The sequence below is a fragment of the Duganella sp. Dugasp56 genome, assembly GCF_047304105.1.
GTDB lineage: Bacteria > Pseudomonadota > Gammaproteobacteria > Burkholderiales > Burkholderiaceae_D > Rugamonas > Rugamonas hordei.
Map to the genome: position 1 here is coordinate 26,178 of NZ_JBGLYQ010000015.1, position 16,838 is coordinate 43,015.

The 16,838-nt window shown below is 64.2% G+C and carries 16 protein-coding genes; 11 read left to right on the top strand and 5 right to left on the bottom strand.

Going from position 1 to position 16,838, the window contains the following annotated elements; translation table 11 throughout:
• Nucleotides 1-903 carry a LysR substrate-binding domain-containing protein gene (locus ACCD07_RS12405; RefSeq protein ID WP_413447500.1) on the bottom strand — a complete coding sequence of 301 codons (903 nt, stop codon included), beginning with the start codon at nucleotides 901-903 and terminating at the stop codon, nucleotides 1-3.
• A gap of 105 nt (nucleotides 904-1,008) precedes the next feature.
• Here ACCD07_RS12405 and ACCD07_RS12410 point away from each other — a divergent pair, with 105 nt between their 5' ends.
• Nucleotides 1,009-2,994, top strand: coding sequence for a zinc-binding dehydrogenase (locus ACCD07_RS12410; protein ID WP_413447501.1), 1,986 nt, complete (start codon nucleotides 1,009-1,011; stop codon nucleotides 2,992-2,994).
• A 9-nt stretch (nucleotides 2,995-3,003) separates the two neighbouring features.
• On the opposite strand, the gene ACCD07_RS12415 is transcribed toward ACCD07_RS12410, so the two are convergent.
• The gene (locus ACCD07_RS12415; RefSeq protein WP_413447502.1) at nucleotides 3,004-3,267 is read right to left on the bottom strand and encodes a Txe/YoeB family addiction module toxin; all 264 of its coding nucleotides are present in this window, start codon (nucleotides 3,265-3,267) and stop codon (nucleotides 3,004-3,006) included.
• Nucleotides 3,264-3,506 carry a type II toxin-antitoxin system Phd/YefM family antitoxin gene (locus tag ACCD07_RS12420; protein WP_413447503.1) on the bottom strand — a complete coding sequence of 81 codons (243 nt, stop codon included), beginning with the start codon at nucleotides 3,504-3,506 and terminating at the stop codon, nucleotides 3,264-3,266. The genes ACCD07_RS12415 and ACCD07_RS12420 overlap by 4 nt, the downstream gene beginning before the upstream one ends.
• Before the next feature lie 115 nt (nucleotides 3,507-3,621).
• Between ACCD07_RS12420 and pyrC the strand changes: the two genes are divergently transcribed.
• The 5 genes from pyrC to ACCD07_RS12445 all read left to right on the top strand — a co-directional run bounded on the left by pyrC (nucleotide 3,622) and on the right by ACCD07_RS12445 (nucleotide 7,928).
• Nucleotides 3,622-4,674 (top strand): dihydroorotase, encoded by a 1,053-nt coding sequence (pyrC, locus tag ACCD07_RS12425; protein WP_176655796.1) that lies wholly within the window; start codon nucleotides 3,622-3,624, stop codon nucleotides 4,672-4,674.
• A 3-nt stretch (nucleotides 4,675-4,677) separates the two neighbouring features.
• Nucleotides 4,678-5,475, top strand: coding sequence for a DUF3025 domain-containing protein (locus ACCD07_RS12430; RefSeq protein WP_413447504.1), 798 nt, complete (start codon nucleotides 4,678-4,680; stop codon nucleotides 5,473-5,475).
• Nucleotides 5,476-5,521: 46 nt separating this feature from the next.
• Nucleotides 5,522-6,517: a Gfo/Idh/MocA family protein gene (locus ACCD07_RS12435; RefSeq protein WP_413447505.1), complete on the top strand. Its 996-nt coding sequence runs from the start codon at nucleotides 5,522-5,524 to the stop codon at nucleotides 6,515-6,517.
• A 68-nt stretch (nucleotides 6,518-6,585) separates the two neighbouring features.
• Nucleotides 6,586-7,803, top strand: a complete 1,218-nt coding sequence (locus tag ACCD07_RS12440; protein ID WP_413447506.1) for an MFS transporter — start codon at nucleotides 6,586-6,588, stop codon at nucleotides 7,801-7,803.
• Nucleotides 7,800-7,928: a hypothetical protein gene (locus tag ACCD07_RS12445; RefSeq protein WP_413447507.1), complete on the top strand. Its 129-nt coding sequence runs from the start codon at nucleotides 7,800-7,802 to the stop codon at nucleotides 7,926-7,928. The genes ACCD07_RS12440 and ACCD07_RS12445 overlap by 4 nt, the downstream gene beginning before the upstream one ends.
• A 91-nt stretch (nucleotides 7,929-8,019) precedes the next feature.
• Here ACCD07_RS12445 and recG read toward each other — a convergent pair whose 3' ends face one another.
• Complete coding sequence (recG, locus tag ACCD07_RS12450; RefSeq protein WP_413447508.1) at nucleotides 8,020-10,086, bottom strand: ATP-dependent DNA helicase RecG; 2,067 nt, start codon at nucleotides 10,084-10,086, stop codon at nucleotides 8,020-8,022.
• Nucleotides 10,087-10,203: 117 nt separating this feature from the next.
• Between recG and queA the strand changes: the two genes are divergently transcribed.
• The 5 genes from queA to secF all read left to right on the top strand — a co-directional run bounded on the left by queA (nucleotide 10,204) and on the right by secF (nucleotide 15,805).
• Entirely contained in the window at nucleotides 10,204-11,232 is a 1,029-nt protein-coding gene (gene queA / locus ACCD07_RS12455) for a tRNA preQ1(34) S-adenosylmethionine ribosyltransferase-isomerase QueA (RefSeq protein WP_413447509.1), read from the top strand.
• Nucleotides 11,233-11,240: 8 nt separating this feature from the next.
• On the top strand, nucleotides 11,241-12,380 hold the full coding sequence (gene tgt, locus ACCD07_RS12460) for a tRNA guanosine(34) transglycosylase Tgt (RefSeq protein WP_353404420.1): 1,140 nt from the start codon (nucleotides 11,241-11,243) through the stop codon (nucleotides 12,378-12,380).
• Between the two features lie 126 nt (nucleotides 12,381-12,506).
• Nucleotides 12,507-12,842 carry a preprotein translocase subunit YajC gene (gene yajC / locus ACCD07_RS12465; protein WP_176655789.1) on the top strand — a complete coding sequence of 112 codons (336 nt, stop codon included), beginning with the start codon at nucleotides 12,507-12,509 and terminating at the stop codon, nucleotides 12,840-12,842.
• Between the two features lie 65 nt (nucleotides 12,843-12,907).
• Nucleotides 12,908-14,770: a protein translocase subunit SecD gene (gene secD, locus ACCD07_RS12470; RefSeq protein WP_176655788.1), complete on the top strand. Its 1,863-nt coding sequence runs from the start codon at nucleotides 12,908-12,910 to the stop codon at nucleotides 14,768-14,770.
• 12 nt (nucleotides 14,771-14,782) lie between these two features.
• Nucleotides 14,783-15,805: a protein translocase subunit SecF gene (secF, locus tag ACCD07_RS12475; RefSeq protein ID WP_353404418.1), complete on the top strand. Its 1,023-nt coding sequence runs from the start codon at nucleotides 14,783-14,785 to the stop codon at nucleotides 15,803-15,805.
• Nucleotides 15,806-15,859: 54 nt separating this feature from the next.
• On the opposite strand, the gene ACCD07_RS12480 is transcribed toward secF, so the two are convergent.
• On the bottom strand, nucleotides 15,860-16,747 hold the full coding sequence (locus tag ACCD07_RS12480) for a LysR family transcriptional regulator (RefSeq protein WP_413447510.1): 888 nt from the start codon (nucleotides 16,745-16,747) through the stop codon (nucleotides 15,860-15,862).
• Nucleotides 16,748-16,838: the final 91 nt, after the last annotated feature.

A 16,838-nucleotide genomic window follows, 5' to 3' on the forward strand; every position in this document is an offset into this window, starting at 1 on the left:
CTATGGCGGCGAGGAGTAGCCTTTCAGGCTGGCCTGGACGAAGTCGATGAACAGCCGCACCCGCGACGGGATCAGGCGCGATTCGATGATCGCGTAGACCGGTATCGGCGCGAAATCCCACTCCGGCAGCACGCGCTGCAAGTCGCCGCGTTCCATGTCCTCGCGCGCCTGGGGGCCGGCGGACACGGCGATGCCCAGGCCCAGCGCGGCCAGCGTCCGCGTCATGCTGACGTTGTTGCAGGTGTAGCGGCCGGAGACGGCCGTGGTCACGCTCTTCTTGCGGGACGTCAGCGTCCACTGGGCTTGTTTTCCGGTGCCGGCCCCGATCAAACACTGATGGTGCCGCAGATCGTCCGGATGCCTGAGCGGCGGCGCGCCGCGCAGGTAAGCCGGTGACGCATACAGGTAGCGCGGCAGCAGGCCGACCTGCCTGGCGATCAGCGTGGACGGCGTCGGCGGCGGCGCGCCCATGCGGATCGCGCAGTCGAAGCCATCGGTCACCAGGTCGACGCGGCGCGGCGTCAGGTCCATCTCGAAATCGATCAACGGGTATTGTTCACCGAACGCCTTCAGCATGGGGGAAAGGTAGGTGATCGCCAGGTCCACCGGCATCGATACCCGCAGCGTTCCGCTGGGACGCTCCGCCAGTTCGAGCAGCGATTCATGGGCGATGCGTGCCTCCGCGACTATGCTCTCGCAGCGGCGGAAGTAAGCCTGGCCGGCCTCGGTCAACTCCACCTTGCGCGTGGAGCGGTGAAACAGGCGCACGCCGATTTCCTTTTCCAGGTCGGAGATGCGGCGCGACAGCGTCGAATTGGGCATGTCCAGCATGTCGGCCGCCTTGCGGAAGCCCCTGGCGTTGGCGACCGCCACGAACAGCTCCATGCTTGATAACAGTGACATTTTGATTGCTCCATGGGTGGATCAGTGATTTCATTTTAAGCTATTTATCCCAAGAGTGAATCAATGGATGATGGCTGCACATTCACTCACTTAGCGAGGCTTTCCATGAACACCTTATCGACAGCAGTACAAATCGGCCGTCACACCCTGCGCAACCGCATGGTCATGGCGCCCATGACCCGTTCGCGCGCCAACGACGACGACGGTGTGCAGTCCGAGCTGGCCGTCACCTACTACCGCCAGCGCGCCAGCGCAGGCTTGATCGTCACCGAAGGCACCTCCCCCAGCGCGATGGGCAAGGGTTACGTGCGTACGCCGGGCATTTACTCCGATGCGCAGGTCGCCGCCTGGAAGCTGGTGACGGACGCGGTGCATGCCGAAGGCGGCCGCATCTTCCTGCAAGTGATGCACACCGGCCGCATCTCGCATCCGAGCATGCTGCCTGGCGGCGCGCAGCCGGTGGCGCCGTCGGCCATCAAGGCGGCCGGGCAGGCTTACACCGCCAGCGGCCTGGCGGACTTTGTGACGCCGCGTGCGCTGGAAACCTCGGAAGTGGCGGGCGTCGTCGCCGAATACCGACTGGCGGCGCGCCGTGCGCTGGAGGCGGGCTTCGACGGCGTCGAGCTGCATGCGGCGTCGGGTTATCTGCCGGAGCAGTTCCTGTCGTCCGGCACCAACCAGCGCGGCGACCAGTACGGTGGTTCGATTCCGAACCGCGCACGCTTCATCCTGGAGGTGCTCGATGCGATGATCCTGGAGGCGGGCAGTGACCGGGTCGGCATCAAGATCTCGCCGGAGATGGGCTTCAACGACATCAAGGATGAATCGCCGGTCGAGACCTACACCTATCTGGTGCGGCAACTGGCGGCGCTTGGCCTGGCCTATCTGCATGTGGCCACGTTCAAGGCGGAGTACGACTACCACGGCGCATTGCGCCCGCTGTTCAACGGGACTTATATCCTGGGCGCCGGCCAGACCCGCGAAACAGGCGAGCAGCGCATCGCGGCAGGCGAAGCCGACGCGGTGGCATATGGCAGCGCGTTCCTCGCCAACCCGGATCTGCCGCGCCGCTTTGCGCTGAATGCCCAGCTGAACACGCCGAACCCGGCCCTGTTCTACGCGCCGGGCGCGCAGGGCTATATCGACTATCCGGCGCTGGCCGACAGCGAATCGAACCGCGCGTTGCGCATCCATGCCTACGGCGGCACGGAGGTGATGCAGTGGGATGAAGTGCCGATGCCGCAAGCGGCGCCGGGCGAGGTGCTGGTGCGGGTGGCCGCTGCAGGCGTCAACGGTCTTGATTGGAAAATCCGCGACGGCCTGGTCAAGGACGTGTTCAAGCTGCCCCTGCCCGCCACGCTGGGCATTGAACTGGCCGGCGAGGTGGTGGCCGTGGGCGAGGGCGTGACAGGTCATGCGATCGGTTCGCGCGTCTTCGGTGCGCTGGGCGGCGTTGGCGCCTATGCACGGCACGTTGCGCTCGCCGCGTCAAAGCTGGTGCCGACGCCCGCGGTGATCGACGACGCGACCGCGGCCGCGATCCCGGTCGCGGCCATGACGGCGTGGCAGGCGCTTTTCGACGCGGGCAAGCTGCAGCGCGGAGAGACGGTGCTGATCCATGGCGCGGCGGGTGGCGTCGGCAGCTACGCGGTGCAGTTTGCGAAGCAGGCAGGCGCCCGTGTGCTGGTCACGGCGCAAAGCCGCAATGCAGACTTGCTGCGCCGTCTCGGTGCCGATGAAGTGATCGACTATAAGACCACACGTTTCGAGGAGCTGGTCGATATCGTCGACCTGGTGTTCGATCTGGTGGGCGGCGAAACGCTGGACCGCTCGTGGCAGGTGCTGTCGCCGCAAGGCCGTATCATCAGCACCGCCGCGCCGGACATCGCCGCGCGTGTGCCTGCGGGACGTCGCGGCAGTTGGTTCGCCCTGCAGCAGAATGGCGAACTGCTGGCACGGATCGCGGCGCAAGTCGCGAGCGGTGAACTGACCGCGGTGATCTCCGAAGTCGTCACTGCAGAACAGGCCGTAGACGCCATCGAGCGCAACAAAACCGGCCACGGCGCCGGCAAGACGGTGGTCCGCTTCTGACAAATGATGTCAAGCGTAATGCGTCCACATGCGCAGGATGCGAACGATGTGCTGATCCGGAAAAACCTCATAGACGAGGCGGTGATGTATGTTGATCCTGCGCGAGTAGGCGCCCGCCAGGTCGCCGACCAGCTTTTCAAAAGGCGGCGGCCGGGCGAAGGGATCGTCGGCCAGCAAGTCGAGCAGTGCCTGCGCTTGCTTCTTCATTCCGGCCGCGGCTACCTTCTTTGCGTCTTTCTGGGCTTGGTGGGAGTACACCAGCTGCCAGCTCACCAGATCAATTCCTTGTCGCTGCCATCGAGGGGCTCCTCACGAGCCGCCATGATGGACTCGCGCATTCCAGGCACGGACAGCAGGTACAGCGTTTCCTGTATCGCCGTCCAATCTTCGGCGGAAACCAGCACCGCGTTGTTCCGCTTGCCAGTGATGGTAATCGGCACGTGGCTGGCCGCTGTCTCGTCGATCAGGTTGTAGAGCCGTGCACGCGCGTCGCTGGCTGAGATGGTATCCATGGAAACTCCCTCGGTTGAGGTTAAAACGTACGCTTTAACGTACGCACTGTCAAGCGACCAGCGCAAGAGGGTAAAATGGCGGTATTCGCCATTGATAGCCTGAAAGCCAGCCGCCATGTCCGACCTCGAACACACCCCAGACAGCATCACCATCGCCCGTCCAGACGACTGGCACCTGCACCTGCGCGACGGCGCCACGCTGGCCAGCGTGCTGCCGCACAGTGCCCGCCAGTTCGCCCGCGCCATCGTGATGCCCAACCTGAAACCGCCGGTGACCACCACCGCCGCCGCCGAGGCCTATCGCAACCGCATCGTGGCGGCGCTGCCGGCAGGGATGAAATTCGAGCCGCTGATGACGCTCTACCTGACCAACAACACGCCGCCGGACGAAATCCTGCGCGCTCAGGAAAGCGGCATCGTCCACGCGGTCAAGCTGTATCCGGCCGGCGCCACCACCAATTCGGACGCCGGCGTGACCGACCTGTCCAACTGCTACAAGACGCTGGAAATGATGCAGGAAGTGGGCATGCCTTTCCTGGTCCACGGCGAAGTCACCGACCAGGACATCGACCTGTTCGACCGCGAGGCCGTCTTCATCGAACGCGTGATGCGTCCGCTGCGCCGCGACTTCCCGGCGCTGAACATCGTCTTTGAACACATCACCACCAAGCACGCGGCGCAGTACGTGGCCGAAGCCGAAGGCCCGATCGCAGCGACCATCACCGCGCATCACTTGCTGTACAACCGCAACGACATCTTCAAGGGCGGCATCCGTCCCCACTACTACTGCCTGCCGGTGCTGAAGCGCGAGGAACACCGCCTGGCGCTGGTCACCGCCGCCACCAGCGGCGACGAACGCTTCTTCCTCGGCACCGACTCCGCGCCGCACGCGCAGGGCGCCAAGGAAGCCGCCTGCGGCTGCGCCGGCTGCTACACCGCGCTGCACGCGATGGAGCTGTATGCCGAAGCCTTCGAACGCGCCGGCGCGCTGGACAAGCTGGAAGCCTTCGCCAGCTTCAACGGCCCGGCCTTCTACGGCCTGCCGCGCAATACCGACACCATCACGCTCAAGCGCGAGCAGTGGACGCTGCCGGAAACGCTGCCGCTGGCGGACCAGCAGGTAGTGCCGCTCAACGCCGGCGAAACCATCAACTGGAAAATGGTATAAGCAGTGCTGCAGGCAATCGACTGGTCGCGTCCCTGGTACGAATCGGTACGGACGGCGGCCGGCCAATTGACGGCGGATGCGCACTTCCGCGACAGCTTCAACGCGCAGGCCGCGGCGCTGGGCCTGCGCAACCACCAGGGCCTGCCGCTGTCGTTCGTGCCGCAGGAGGCGCTGCCTGACGGTACCGCCTACGAAGCGTTCATTGGAGCGACCGGCGGCGTGCCCACGCGCGACAACCTGCATGACTTCTTCAACGGCCTTGTCTGGCTGAGTTTCCCCCGCATCAAAGTGCAACTGAACGCCCTGCAGGCGGCGCAGATAGCGCTGGACGGCGTGGGCAAATCGCGCGGCCCGGCGCGCGACGGCGCCACCATCTTCGACGAAAACGCCGCCCTGCTGGTGGTGCGCGACTGCGCCGCGGGCCAGGCGCTGACGGCGGCGCTGCGTGACCATCAATGGCGCGAGGCCTTCATCGAGCGGCGCGCCAGCTTCGGGCCGGACGCGCAGGTCTGGCTGTTCGGCCACGCGCTGATGGAAAAGCTGGTGGCGCCGCGCAAGGCGATCACCGCGCACACCCGGGTGGTGGTGGCGGGCGACGACTTCTTCGCCATGGACCACGACGCACGCCGCCGCTGGCTGGACGAGCGCGTGGCGCAGGAGCTGGCCGGGCATGGCCTCAGCACCGCCGACTTCACGCCGATGCAGGCGCTGGGCGTGCCGGGCTGGTGGCCGGACCAGGACGACGATTTCTATAACGACGCAACGGTGTTCCGCCCCAAGCGGCCAACGGCAGTAAAATAGTCTTTTTTAACCGACTTCGCCGCCGACGCGGCAGAAAGAGCACGCCATGACGCAGGTAATTCGCTGGGGCATACTGGGCACGGGCAAGATCGCCAAGGCCTTCGCCACCGCATTGCAGGACACGCCTGATGCAAAACTGGTCGCGGTTGCTTCGCGCACCGTAGATAGCGCTACCAAATTCGGCGCCGAGTTTGGCGCGGACCGATTCCACGGCAGTTACCAGGCGCTGGCGGACGATCCCGACGTCGATGTCATCTACATCGGCACGCCGCACCCCATGCACCACGAGAACGCGCTGATGTGCCTCAATGGCGGCAAGGCGGTGCTGGTAGAGAAGTCGTTCACGATGAACCGCCGCCAGGCCGAGGACATCATCAACCTGGCGCGCGCCAAAAAACTGTTCGTGATGGAGGCGATGTGGACCCGCTTCATGCCGGCCGTGGTCGAGGCCAAGCGCATCGTCGACAGCGGCGAGATCGGCGTGCCGGCCCATGTCAGCGCCGATTTCGGCTTTACCGCCGACGTCGGCCCGGAGCATCGCCTGTTCAATCCGGAGCTGGGCGGCGGCGCGCTGCTGGACCTGGGGATTTATCCGCTGTCGATGTCCTCGTTCTTCCTTGGCGCGGTCACCGCCGTGAAGGCGCAGTCCGAGATGGCCGCCACCGGCGTCGACATGCAGACCGCGTTCACGCTGTCGCACAAGGACGGCGGCGTCTCGTCGTGCGCCTGCAGCCTGCGCGCGCGCACGCCGACCGAACTGACGATCTCCGGCACCAAGGGCTTCGTGCGCCTGCACGACCGCTTCCACAACGCCGAGACCATCACCATCACGCTGGTGGACGGCACCTCGCGCAGCGAGCGTACGCTGAACCTGCCCCGCAGCGGCAACGGCTATACGCATGAAGCGCAGGAAGTGGGCCGTTGCATCCGCGCCGGCCTGATCGAAAGCCCGGTCATGCCGCACGAGGAAACGCTGTCCATCATGGGCACGCTGGACGAGATCCGCTCGCAGATCGGCCTGAGTTACAGCGCCGACCGATAGCCCTCCAAGCGCGGGTGGCGGGAACTAGGTAGAATCGTCGGATGTCGTTTCGATAACCAGGACCTGCCATGTTCATCGCCACCCGCGCTCCCTCCCTGAAAACCGTGCTGCTGGCCAGCGGCGTCGTGCTGACGTTGGCGATGGGCGTGCGCCACGGCTTCGGCTTCTGGCTGCAACCCATCTCGCAGGCCAACGGCTGGACGCGCGAAACCTACTCGCTGGCGATGGCCATGCAAAACCTGCTGTGGGGCGTGTTCGGACCTTTCGCCGGCATGGCGGCCGACCGCTTCGGCACCATGCGCGTGGTGCTGGTGGGCGCGGTCAGCTACATGGCGGGCTTGATCTGGATGGCGCTGGTCACCAACCCGACCTTGTTCGTCATGGGCTCCGGCGTCTTTGTCGGCCTCGGGCTGGCGTGTACCGCGTTCGGCGCGGTCAGCGGCATCATCGGCCGCGTGGCGCCGATGGAAAAGCGGTCATGGGCGTTCGGCGTATCGGGCGCCTGCAGTTCGTTCGGCCAGTTCCTGATGATGCCGGTCGAGCAGCAGCTGATATCCGCGATCGGCTGGCAGCACGCGTTTTATCTGCTGGCCGGGCTGGTGGTGGTGGCGATGGTACCGATGTCGTTCTTCCTGCGCGAGCCGGCGGTGGAGCATGGCCACGGCCCGCAGCAAAGCATAGGCGAAGCGATGAGCGAGGCGCTGGGCAACCGCTCCTTCCTGCTGCTGGTGGCCGGCTATTTCGTGTGCGGCTTCCAGCTGGTGTTCATCGGCGTGCACATGCCGGCCTATCTGCGCGACAAGGGCCTGGCCAATCCGAATGTGGCGGTGATGGCGCTGGCGCTGATAGGCTTGTTCAACATCGTCGGCTCCTACTATGCCGGCAAGCTGGGAGGCCGCATGCCCAAGCGCTATCTGCTGTCGGGCATCTACCTGTCGCGGTCCATCGTGATCACCTTGTTCCTGCTGGCGCCGTTGTCGCCGGCATCGGTGTATGTGTTCGCGGCGGCGATCGGTTTCCTGTGGCTGTCGACGGTGCCGCTGACGAACGGCATCATCGCGGGCGTGTTCGGCGTCAAGCACATGGCTATGCTGGCGGGCATGGTGTTCTTCTCGCACCAGCTGGGCAGTTTTATCGGCGTATGGCTGGGCGGGTATCTGTTCACCAAACTGGGCAGCTATGACGCGGTGTGGGGCATAGCGATCGGACTGGGGCTGATGGCGGCGCTGGCCAACCTGCCGATCAACGAGAAGCCGCTGGTACGCGGCGAGTTGAAGCCGGCATGAAGCTGCGGCCGGCACGCGTGGCAGCATACGCCGCCGGCGCGCTGGTGCTGGCGCTGGTGTTCATGGCCTACCTGAGCCCAGGCTTCATGCTCGACCTCGCCAACCGCATCTACCTGTGCTTTTAATCCGGGGTCAGATCCGATATTTGGACACGAGCCCTGCCGTAATGGTCATTACGGCAGGGCTCGTGTCCAAATATCGGATCTGACCCCGGGTTTAGACTTTGAGGAATTCCTCGCGGCCGCCGAGCCAGCGGGCCAGGTGGGCTTCCACCGTTGCGGCTTTTTCAGGGGTGTTGGCGTGGAGTAGGTCGTGGGCCACATCGCGCGCCTGGTCGACCAGCCAGCCGTCCGTTTCCAGGTCGGCGAAGCGCAGCATCGCCTGCCCCGATTGGCGCGCGCCGAGAAATTCGCCGGGGCCCCGGATCTCCAGGTCGCGGCGGGCGATCTCGAAACCGTCCGTGGTTTCGCGCATCGTCATCAGGCGCCGCTTGGCGACGCCGCCCAGCGGGCTTTGATACAGCAGCAGGCATACCGACGCCGCCGATCCTCGTCCCACCCGTCCGCGCAGCTGGTGCAGCTGCGACAGGCCGAAACGCTCCGCATGCTCGATCACCATCAGCGACGCATTCGGCACGTCCACGCCCACCTCGATCACTGTGGTGGCCACCAGCACCTGCATCTCGTTGGCGCTGAAGGCGTCCATGATGACCTGCTTTTCGGCCGGCTTCAGGCGGCCGTGCACCAGCCCCACGTTCAGGTCCGGCAGCGCTTCGGCCAGCAGCGCGTGGGTGTCGGTGGCGGTTTGCAGCTGCAGCGCTTCCGATTCCTCGATCAGCGGACAGACCCAGTAGACCTGCCGGCCTTCCAGCGCGGCCGCATGCACCCGCTCGATCACTTCGTCGCGGCGGTTCTGGTCGATCGCGCGCGTGACGATGGGCGTGCGGCCAGGCGGCAGTTCGTCGATCACCGACACTTCCAGGTCGGCGTAGTAGGTCATCGCCAGCGTGCGCGGGATCGGCGTGGCCGACATCATCAACTGGTGCGGAACGGCGCCTTCGTTGCCCTTGTTGCGCAAGGTCAGGCGCTGGCCGACGCCGAAGCGATGCTGCTCGTCGACGATCACCAGCCCCAGGTTGGCGAACAGCACCGCCTCCTGGATCAGCGCGTGGGTGCCGATCACCAGCTGCGCCTCGCCCGATTCGATCAGCGCATACGCGGCCAGCTTTTCCTTCTTCTTCAAACTGCCCGTCAGCCACGCGACCTTGACGCCCAGCGGTTCCATCCACGCGGCGATCTTGCGGAAGTGCTGGTCGGCCAGGATTTCGGTCGGCGCCATCAGCGCGGCCTGGAAGCCGCTGTCGATCGCCTGCGCGGCGGCCAGCGCCGACACCACCGTCTTGCCGCTGCCGACGTCGCCCTGCAGCAACCGCTGCATCGGATACGGATGGCGCAGGTCGGCGCGGATCTCGTTCAGCACGCGTTGCTGCGCGCCCGTCAGATTGAACGGCAGCGCCGCCTGGAAGCGTTCCGACAACGCGCCGATCTTCTTCAGCGCCGCCGCGCCCTTGGAGCGCCGCGCACGCTGCGCGCGCTTCAGCGACAGCTGCTGCGCCAGCAGTTCGTCGAACTTCATGCGCGTCCACGCCGGATGCGAGCGGTCGGCCAGCGCGTGCTCGTCCACCTGCTGCGGCGGATAGTGCAGCAGCTTCACCGCCGGCTCGAAGTCGGACAGCTGCATCTCGGCGCGCAAGTCGGCCGGCAGGGTGTCGGTCCAGTCGATCCGCTTCATCGCGTCGCCGATCGCGCGTCGCAGTATCGGCTGCGACAAGCCTTCGCCCGACGGATACACCGGCGTCAGCGAAGTGGGCAGCGGCGCGCCTTCGTTGACGATCTTGTAAGCCGGGTGCACCATCTCGGCGCCGAAGAAGCCGTGTTTCAGTTCGCCGCGTGCGCGCACCCGCGTGCCCTCGGCCAGCTGCTTGACCTGGCTGCCGTAGAAATTCATGAAGCGCAGCTGCAGATCGCCCGTTTCGTCGGCGATGTGCACCAGCAGCTGCTTGCGCGGCTTGTAGCTGATCTCGTTCTTGACCACCACGCCCTCGACCTGCGAGGTCTCGCCGCCGTGCAGCCGGGCTTCCTCGATGGTGATGACCTGGGTTTCGTCCTCGTAGCGCATCGGCAGGTGCAGCACCAGGTCCATGTCGGTGTGCAGGCCCAGCTTGGCCAGCTTGGCTTCGGGACTGACGGTCTTCTTGACGGGTTTAGACGTTGAAACAGGCATATTTGGAGCGTTTTTCGGGCACTAGCGTAAAATAGAGGGTTGGCCGCCGGTATTGTAAGGCTAGCACCGCGATCGGGCCTACCCGTATTTTCTTCAACAGTTTCCAGAAGTCCGCAAATGTATTCGCTTTCCGATTTCGATTTTAACTTGCCGCAAGAGCGTATTGCGCAATTCCCGCTGCCCGACCGCAGCGCCTCCCGCCTGCTGCACCTGGACGGCGAGCAGATCATCGACCGCCAGTTCGCCGACATCGTCGGCCTGCTGCAGCCCGGCGACCTGCTGGTGATGAACGACACCCGCGTGCTGAAGGCGCGTTTCTTCGGCGTCAAGGAAAGCGGCGGCAAGATCGAGGCGCTGGTCGAGCGCGTGCTGGACAACCGCACCGTGCTGGCACAGGTGCGCGCCTCCAAGTCGCCCGGCCCCGGCGTCAAGATCCGCCTGGCGGACGCCTTCGACGTCACCGTCGGCGAGCGCGCCGGCGAGTTCTACACGCTGCATTTCGACGCCGACGTGTTCGACCTGATCGAGGCCCACGGCCGCCTGCCGCTGCCGCCGTACATCGAGCACGATGCCGACTCGTTCGACGAAACCCGCTACCAGACCGTGTTCAACAAGGTGCCGGGCGCCGTGGCGGCGCCGACCGCCGGCCTGCACTTCGACGAAAAACTGCTGGCCGAGCTGAAAGCCAAGGGCGTCAACTTCGCCTATGTCACGCTGCACGTGGGCGCCGGCACCTTCCAGCCGGTGCGCGCCGAGGTGCTGGCCGAGCACAAGATGCACACCGAGTGGTACACCATGCCGCAGGAAACCGTGGACGCCGTGCGCGCCACCCGCGCCGCCGGCCGCGACGTGGTGGCTGTCGGCACCACCAGCCTGCGCGCGCTGGAATCGGCCTCGCAGGGCGGCCAGCTGGAGGCGGGCAGCGCCGACACCGCGCTGTTCATCACGCCCGGCTACCAGTTCAAGACGGTCACCCGCCTGATCACCAATTTCCACCTGCCGAAGTCGACCCTGCTGATGCTGGTGTCGGCCTTCGCCGGTTTTGAAGAGATCCGCAAGGCCTACGCCCATGCGATCGCCAACGAATACCGTTTCTTCAGCTATGGCGACGCCATGCTGCTGACGACGCAAGCACGAGCAAAATAAGGAACAATATGCTGGAATTTAAACTACACAAGACCGACAGCAGCGGCCTGACCAAGGCGCGCCGCGGCGAGGTGAAACTGAACCACGGCGTGGTCCAGACCCCGATCTTCATGCCGGTCGGCACCTACGGTTCGGTCAAGGCGATGTCGCCGCTGGAACTGAAGGAAATCGATGCGCAGATCATCCTGGGCAACACCTTCCACCTGTGGCTGCGACCGGGCAACGACGTCATGGCCAAGTTCGGCGGCCTGCACGACTTCATGGGCTGGGACAAGCCCATCCTGACCGATTCCGGCGGTTTCCAGGTGTTTTCGCTGGGCGCGATGCGCAAGATCACCGAGGAGGGCGTGCATTTCAACTCGCCGATCAACGGCGACAAGCTGTTCCTGTCGCCGGAAGTGTCGATGCAGATCCAGCGCGTGCTGAACTCCGACATCGTCATGCAGTTCGACGAGTGCACCCCGTACGAAATCGACAACCGCCCGGCAACTCTTGATGAGGCGGCAAAGTCCATGCGTATGTCCTTGCGCTGGGCGCAACGATCGCATGACGAGTTCCATCGCGGCGAAAACCCGAACGCGCTGTTCGGCATCGTCCAGGGCGGCATGTTCGAGAACCTGCGCGACGAGTCGCTGGCCGGCCTGGAAGAGATCGATTTCCCCGGCATCGCCATCGGCGGCCTGTCCGTCGGCGAGCCGAAGGAAGACATGATGCGCATGCTGGCTCACGTCGGCCCGCGCCTGCCGGCCAACAAGCCGCACTACCTGATGGGCGTCGGCACGCCGGAAGATCTGGTGGCGGGTGTGTCGAACGGCGTCGACATGTTCGATTGCGTGATGCCTACCCGTAACGCCCGCAACGGCTGGATCTTCACCCGCTTCGGCGACGTGAAAATCAAGAACGCCCGTTACAAGGAAGACAAGGAACCGCTGGACAGCACCTGCGCCTGCTACGCCTGCCGCAACTTCTCGCGCGCCTACCTGCATCATCTGAACCGCACCCAGGAAATCCTCGGCGCCCGCCTGAACACCATCCACAACCTGCACTACTACCTGGACATCATGCGCCAGATGCGCGAGGCACTGGACGAGGACCGTTTCCACGCCTGGACCCTGCAATTCCATGCCGATCGGGCGCGCGGCGTCTGAAAACGACTAAAAGTGTTGTAACTCTTGTAAAAAGATTTATGCCACCCACATAGCCGGAAGGCCTAGCGTCTCCCGGCCAGTGCTAGAATACAGCGCTATTTTTTCAAACTATTATCGGAGTCACCTGTGTTCATTTCCAACGCTTACGCCCAATCGGCATCCCCACTCGACGCGCTCGGCCTGGGCGGCAACATCGGCAGCTTCCTGCCGCTGATCCTGATGTTTGTAGCGATGTACTTCCTGATGATCCGTCCTCAGCAGAAGCGCGCCAAAGAACAGAAGGCCATGATGGAAGCACTGGCCAAGGGCGACGAAGTCGTTACCGCCGGCGGCGTGCTGGGCAAAGTGTCCAAAGTGACCGACCTGTATGTGACCATCGAAATCTCCAGCGGTGCAGAAATGGTGGTTCAAAAGAACTCCATCACCATGCTGCTGCCTAAGGGCACGCTGAAGGCGCTCTAATTGGTCCCGGCCCGCGCTGCGCGGGCCGTATTGCATCCGACGCCTAACTTTGAACGTTGAACAATATGAATCGCTATCCCCTCTGGAAATACATACTGATCGTAGTCGCCATCCTGCTGGGCGCGCTGTACACCGCGCCCAACTACTATGGCGAATCGCCTGCGGTTCAGGTTACGAGCGGCAAATCGACCGTCAAGATGTCGTCCGCCATGACGGCCAAGGTGGAGGAGGTGCTCAAGGGCGCCAACATCGCCTATAACGGCATCGCCTTCGACGGCACCGGCACCTACGCTTCCGTGCGCGCCCGCTTCGCCGATCCGGACACCCAGTTCCGCGCCAAGTCGGTGCTGGAAAAAGGCCTGAACGCCGATCCGGCCGATCCGACCTACCTGGTCGCGCTGAACCTGCAAAAAGACACGCCGAAATGGATGCAGGCGCTGCATGCGCTGCCGATGTACCTCGGCCTCGACTTGCGCGGCGGCGTGCACTTCCTGATGCAGGTCGACACCAAGGCGGTGCTGGCCAAGCGCGTGCAAGGCATGCAGGCCGCCGCCCGTAGCCTGCTGCGCGACAAGAACGTGCGTCACGCCGGCATCGACCGCGTCGGCGACACCATCGAAATCAAATTCCGCGACGATGCCACCCGCCAGAAAGCCAAGGACGTGCTGCAAGGCCAGATGGCCGACCTGCTGTTCGTCGACTCGGGCGAGGGCGACGCGCTGAAAACCACCGTGAGTCTGAAACCGGCCGCGCTGAAGCAAACCGTCGACGACGGCGTCAAGCAAAACATCTCGACCCTGTCCAAGCGCGTCAACGAACTGGGCGTGGCCGAACCTATCATCCAGCAGCAAGGCCCTGACCGCATCGTGGTCCAGCTGCCTGGCGTGCAGGACGTGGCCCGCGCGCGCGCCGTGATCGGCCGCACCGCGACCTTGGAAATCCGCATGGTCGACGAGACCATCACGCCGGGCACCGAACTGTCGGCGGCGATTCCGTTCAACTCGGAGCTGTTCACGGTCGGCAAGGCCGTGCCTGTGGTGCTGTACAAGGACGTGGTGCTGACCGGCGACTACATCTCCAGCGCCACCGCCGGCCTCGACCAGAACCAGCAGCCTGCCGTCAGCATCGACCTGAACGGCGACGGCGGCCGCAAGATGCGCGATGCCACCCGCGACCGCGTGGGCAAGAAGATGGCCATCGTGCTGTTCGAAAAAGGCAAGCCTGAAGTGCTGTCCGTGGCGACCGTCCAGCAGGAGCTGGGCAGCCGCTTCCAGATCACCGGCATGGGCAACGCGGAAAACTCCGCCGAGCTGGCGCTGCTGCTGCGCTCCGGCGCGCTGTCCGCGCCGATGGACGTGATCGAGGAGCGCACCATCGGCCCGCAGCTGGGCGCCGAGAACATCACCAAGGGTCTGCATTCGACGATGTACGGCTTTGCTGCCATCGCCATCTTCATGATCGTCTACTACATGATGTTCGGTTTCTTCAGCGTGCTGGCGCTGGCCTGCAACCTGTTGCTGTTGCTGGCCCTGCTGTCGCTGATGCAGGCGACGCTGACCCTGCCTGGTATCGCCGCTATCGCGCTGGCGCTGGGTATGGCGATCGACGCCAACGTGCTGATTAACGAACGTATCCGCGAGGAGCTGCGTTCGGGCGCCACGCCGCAGGCGGCGATCTCCGCCGGCTTCGACCGCGCGTGGGCGACCATCATCGACTCGAACGTGACCACGCTGATCGTCGGCGTGGCCCTGTGGGTGTTCGGTTCCGGCCCGATCCGCGGCTTCGCCGTGGTGCACTGCCTGGGCATCATGACCTCGATGTTCTCCGCCGTGTTCATCTCGCGCGGCGTGGTCAACCTCTGGTACGGCCGCAAGAAGAAGCTGCAATCGATCGCCATCGGTACCGTCTGGGTACCGGGTCTGAAATAAACAGGGGTTCACATGGAATTTTTCCGCATTAAAAAAGACATACCTTTCATGCGCCACGCGCTGGTGTTCAACGTGATTTCCGCGTTGACCTTCGTCGCGGCCGTGTTCTTCCTGATCCATAAAGGCCTGCATTTCTCGGTGGAGTTCACCGGCGGCACCGTGATGGAACTGAAATACCAGCAGCCCGCAAAGCTGGAGCAGATCCGTCACTCGCTGGAGAAGATCGGCTACGAGCAGCCGGAAGTGACCAGCTTCGGCACCGCGCATGACGTCATGCTGCGCCTGCCGGTGATCAAGTCGGTCACCTCCAAGGATGCGTCGCTGCTGGTGTTCAATGCACTGTGTGCGGCCGAGCAGGGCACCACCAAGCAGGTCGACAACGTGACCGCCAAGGGCGAGCACGTGGTCAAATCCGCCTGCATGGATGCCGCCGGCGCCGAAGCCGTATCGCTGCAAAAAGTGGAATTCGTCGGCCCGCAGGTCGGCGACGAGCTGGCGCAGAACGGCCTGAACGCACTGGTGATGGTGATCATCGGCGTGATGATCTACCTGGCCGTGCGCTTCGAGTGGAAATTCGCGGTCGCGGCGATCGTGGCGAACTTGCACGACGTGGTCATCATTCTCGGCTTCTTCGCCTTCTTCCAGTGGGAGTTCTCGCTGACGGTGCTGGCGGCGGTGCTGGCGGTGCTGGGCTACTCGGTCAACGAGTCGGTGGTTATCTTCGACCGTATCCGCGAAAACTTCCGCAAGCAGCGCAAGGCGTCGGTGCATGAAGTGATCGACAACGCGATCACCTCGACCATCTCGCGTACCATCATCACCCACGGCTGCACGCAGATGATGGTGCTGTCGATGCTGTTCCTGGGCGGTCCGACGCTGCACTACTTCGCCGTCGCGCTGACCATCGGTATCTGCTTCGGTATCTACTCGTCGGTGTTCGTCGCCGCCGCCGTCGCCATGTGGCTGGGCGTGAAGCGCGAAGACCTGATCAAGCCGATCAAGGAAAAAGACGAAACGGATGGCGCGGTAGTGTAAGCGTCGCCGGCTTCAGCAAGATCCCTCCCCGCGTGCGCGCCGGGAGGGATTTTTTTATTTGGGCTTGATCATGTCGTACAGCGCCTGCGCCGCCGGCGACAGGTGCCCGGCCTTGCGGCTGATGAGCGCCAATTGGCGCGAGATGACCGGCTCCTTCAGCCGGATGATGCGCACGCGCGGATAGCTGCCTTTCAGGATCGCCAGGTTGGGCACGATGGCCGCCGCGATGCCCGACGCCACCAGTCCCACCGCCGTCGAGCTGCGCTGCACCTCGTACTGGAAGTGCAGGTCCAGGTCCATGCTCTTGCTGCCCAGGTAGCTGTCGAGCAGCGCGCGGTTGCCGTTGACGTCGCCCGAGAAGATCAGCGGGTAGGACTGGATCTGCGACCACGTCAGCGAGCGCCGCTTGGCCAGCGGATGATCGTCGCGGCAGATCAGCACGAAGTGATCGTCCAGCAGCGGCACGGAGGTCAGCTCCGGGTGCGTGCTGCCGGCCAGGTTGATGCCGAACTCCGCCTCCCGCCGCAGCACCGCCTCGGCCACCCGCAGCGAGGCGTGGTCGAGGATCTTGATGCGGTTGTCGGGGAAGCGCGACGAATATTCCTGAATGATCTGCGGCAGGTACTGGATGCCGACCGTCGGCACGCAGGCGATCGCCACGTCGCCGCGCTGCGCCTTGCCGGTCTCGCGGATCTCGTTCAGCGTGGAAGACAGCTCCTGCAGCAAGCGCCGCGCCTGCGGCAGGAAGTCCTTGCCGATGCTGGTCAGCGCGATCGAGCGCGTGGTGCGCTCGACCAGCATCACGCCGAGGAAGTCCTCCAGGTTGCGCAGCCGCTGGGTGACGGCGGTCTGCGTTACGTACAAGGTCTCCGCCGCTTTTTGAAAGCCGCCGAAGTCCGCGATCGCGACAAACGCCTGCACGCCGAGTATGTCGATTTTCATCAGAAAAATGAATGAATAGTCTAAATAAATTCATTGTACTTATATTTCCGGGAAGAAGAAAATTCTCCCTATCGAAACCAAGAGGAGCGCA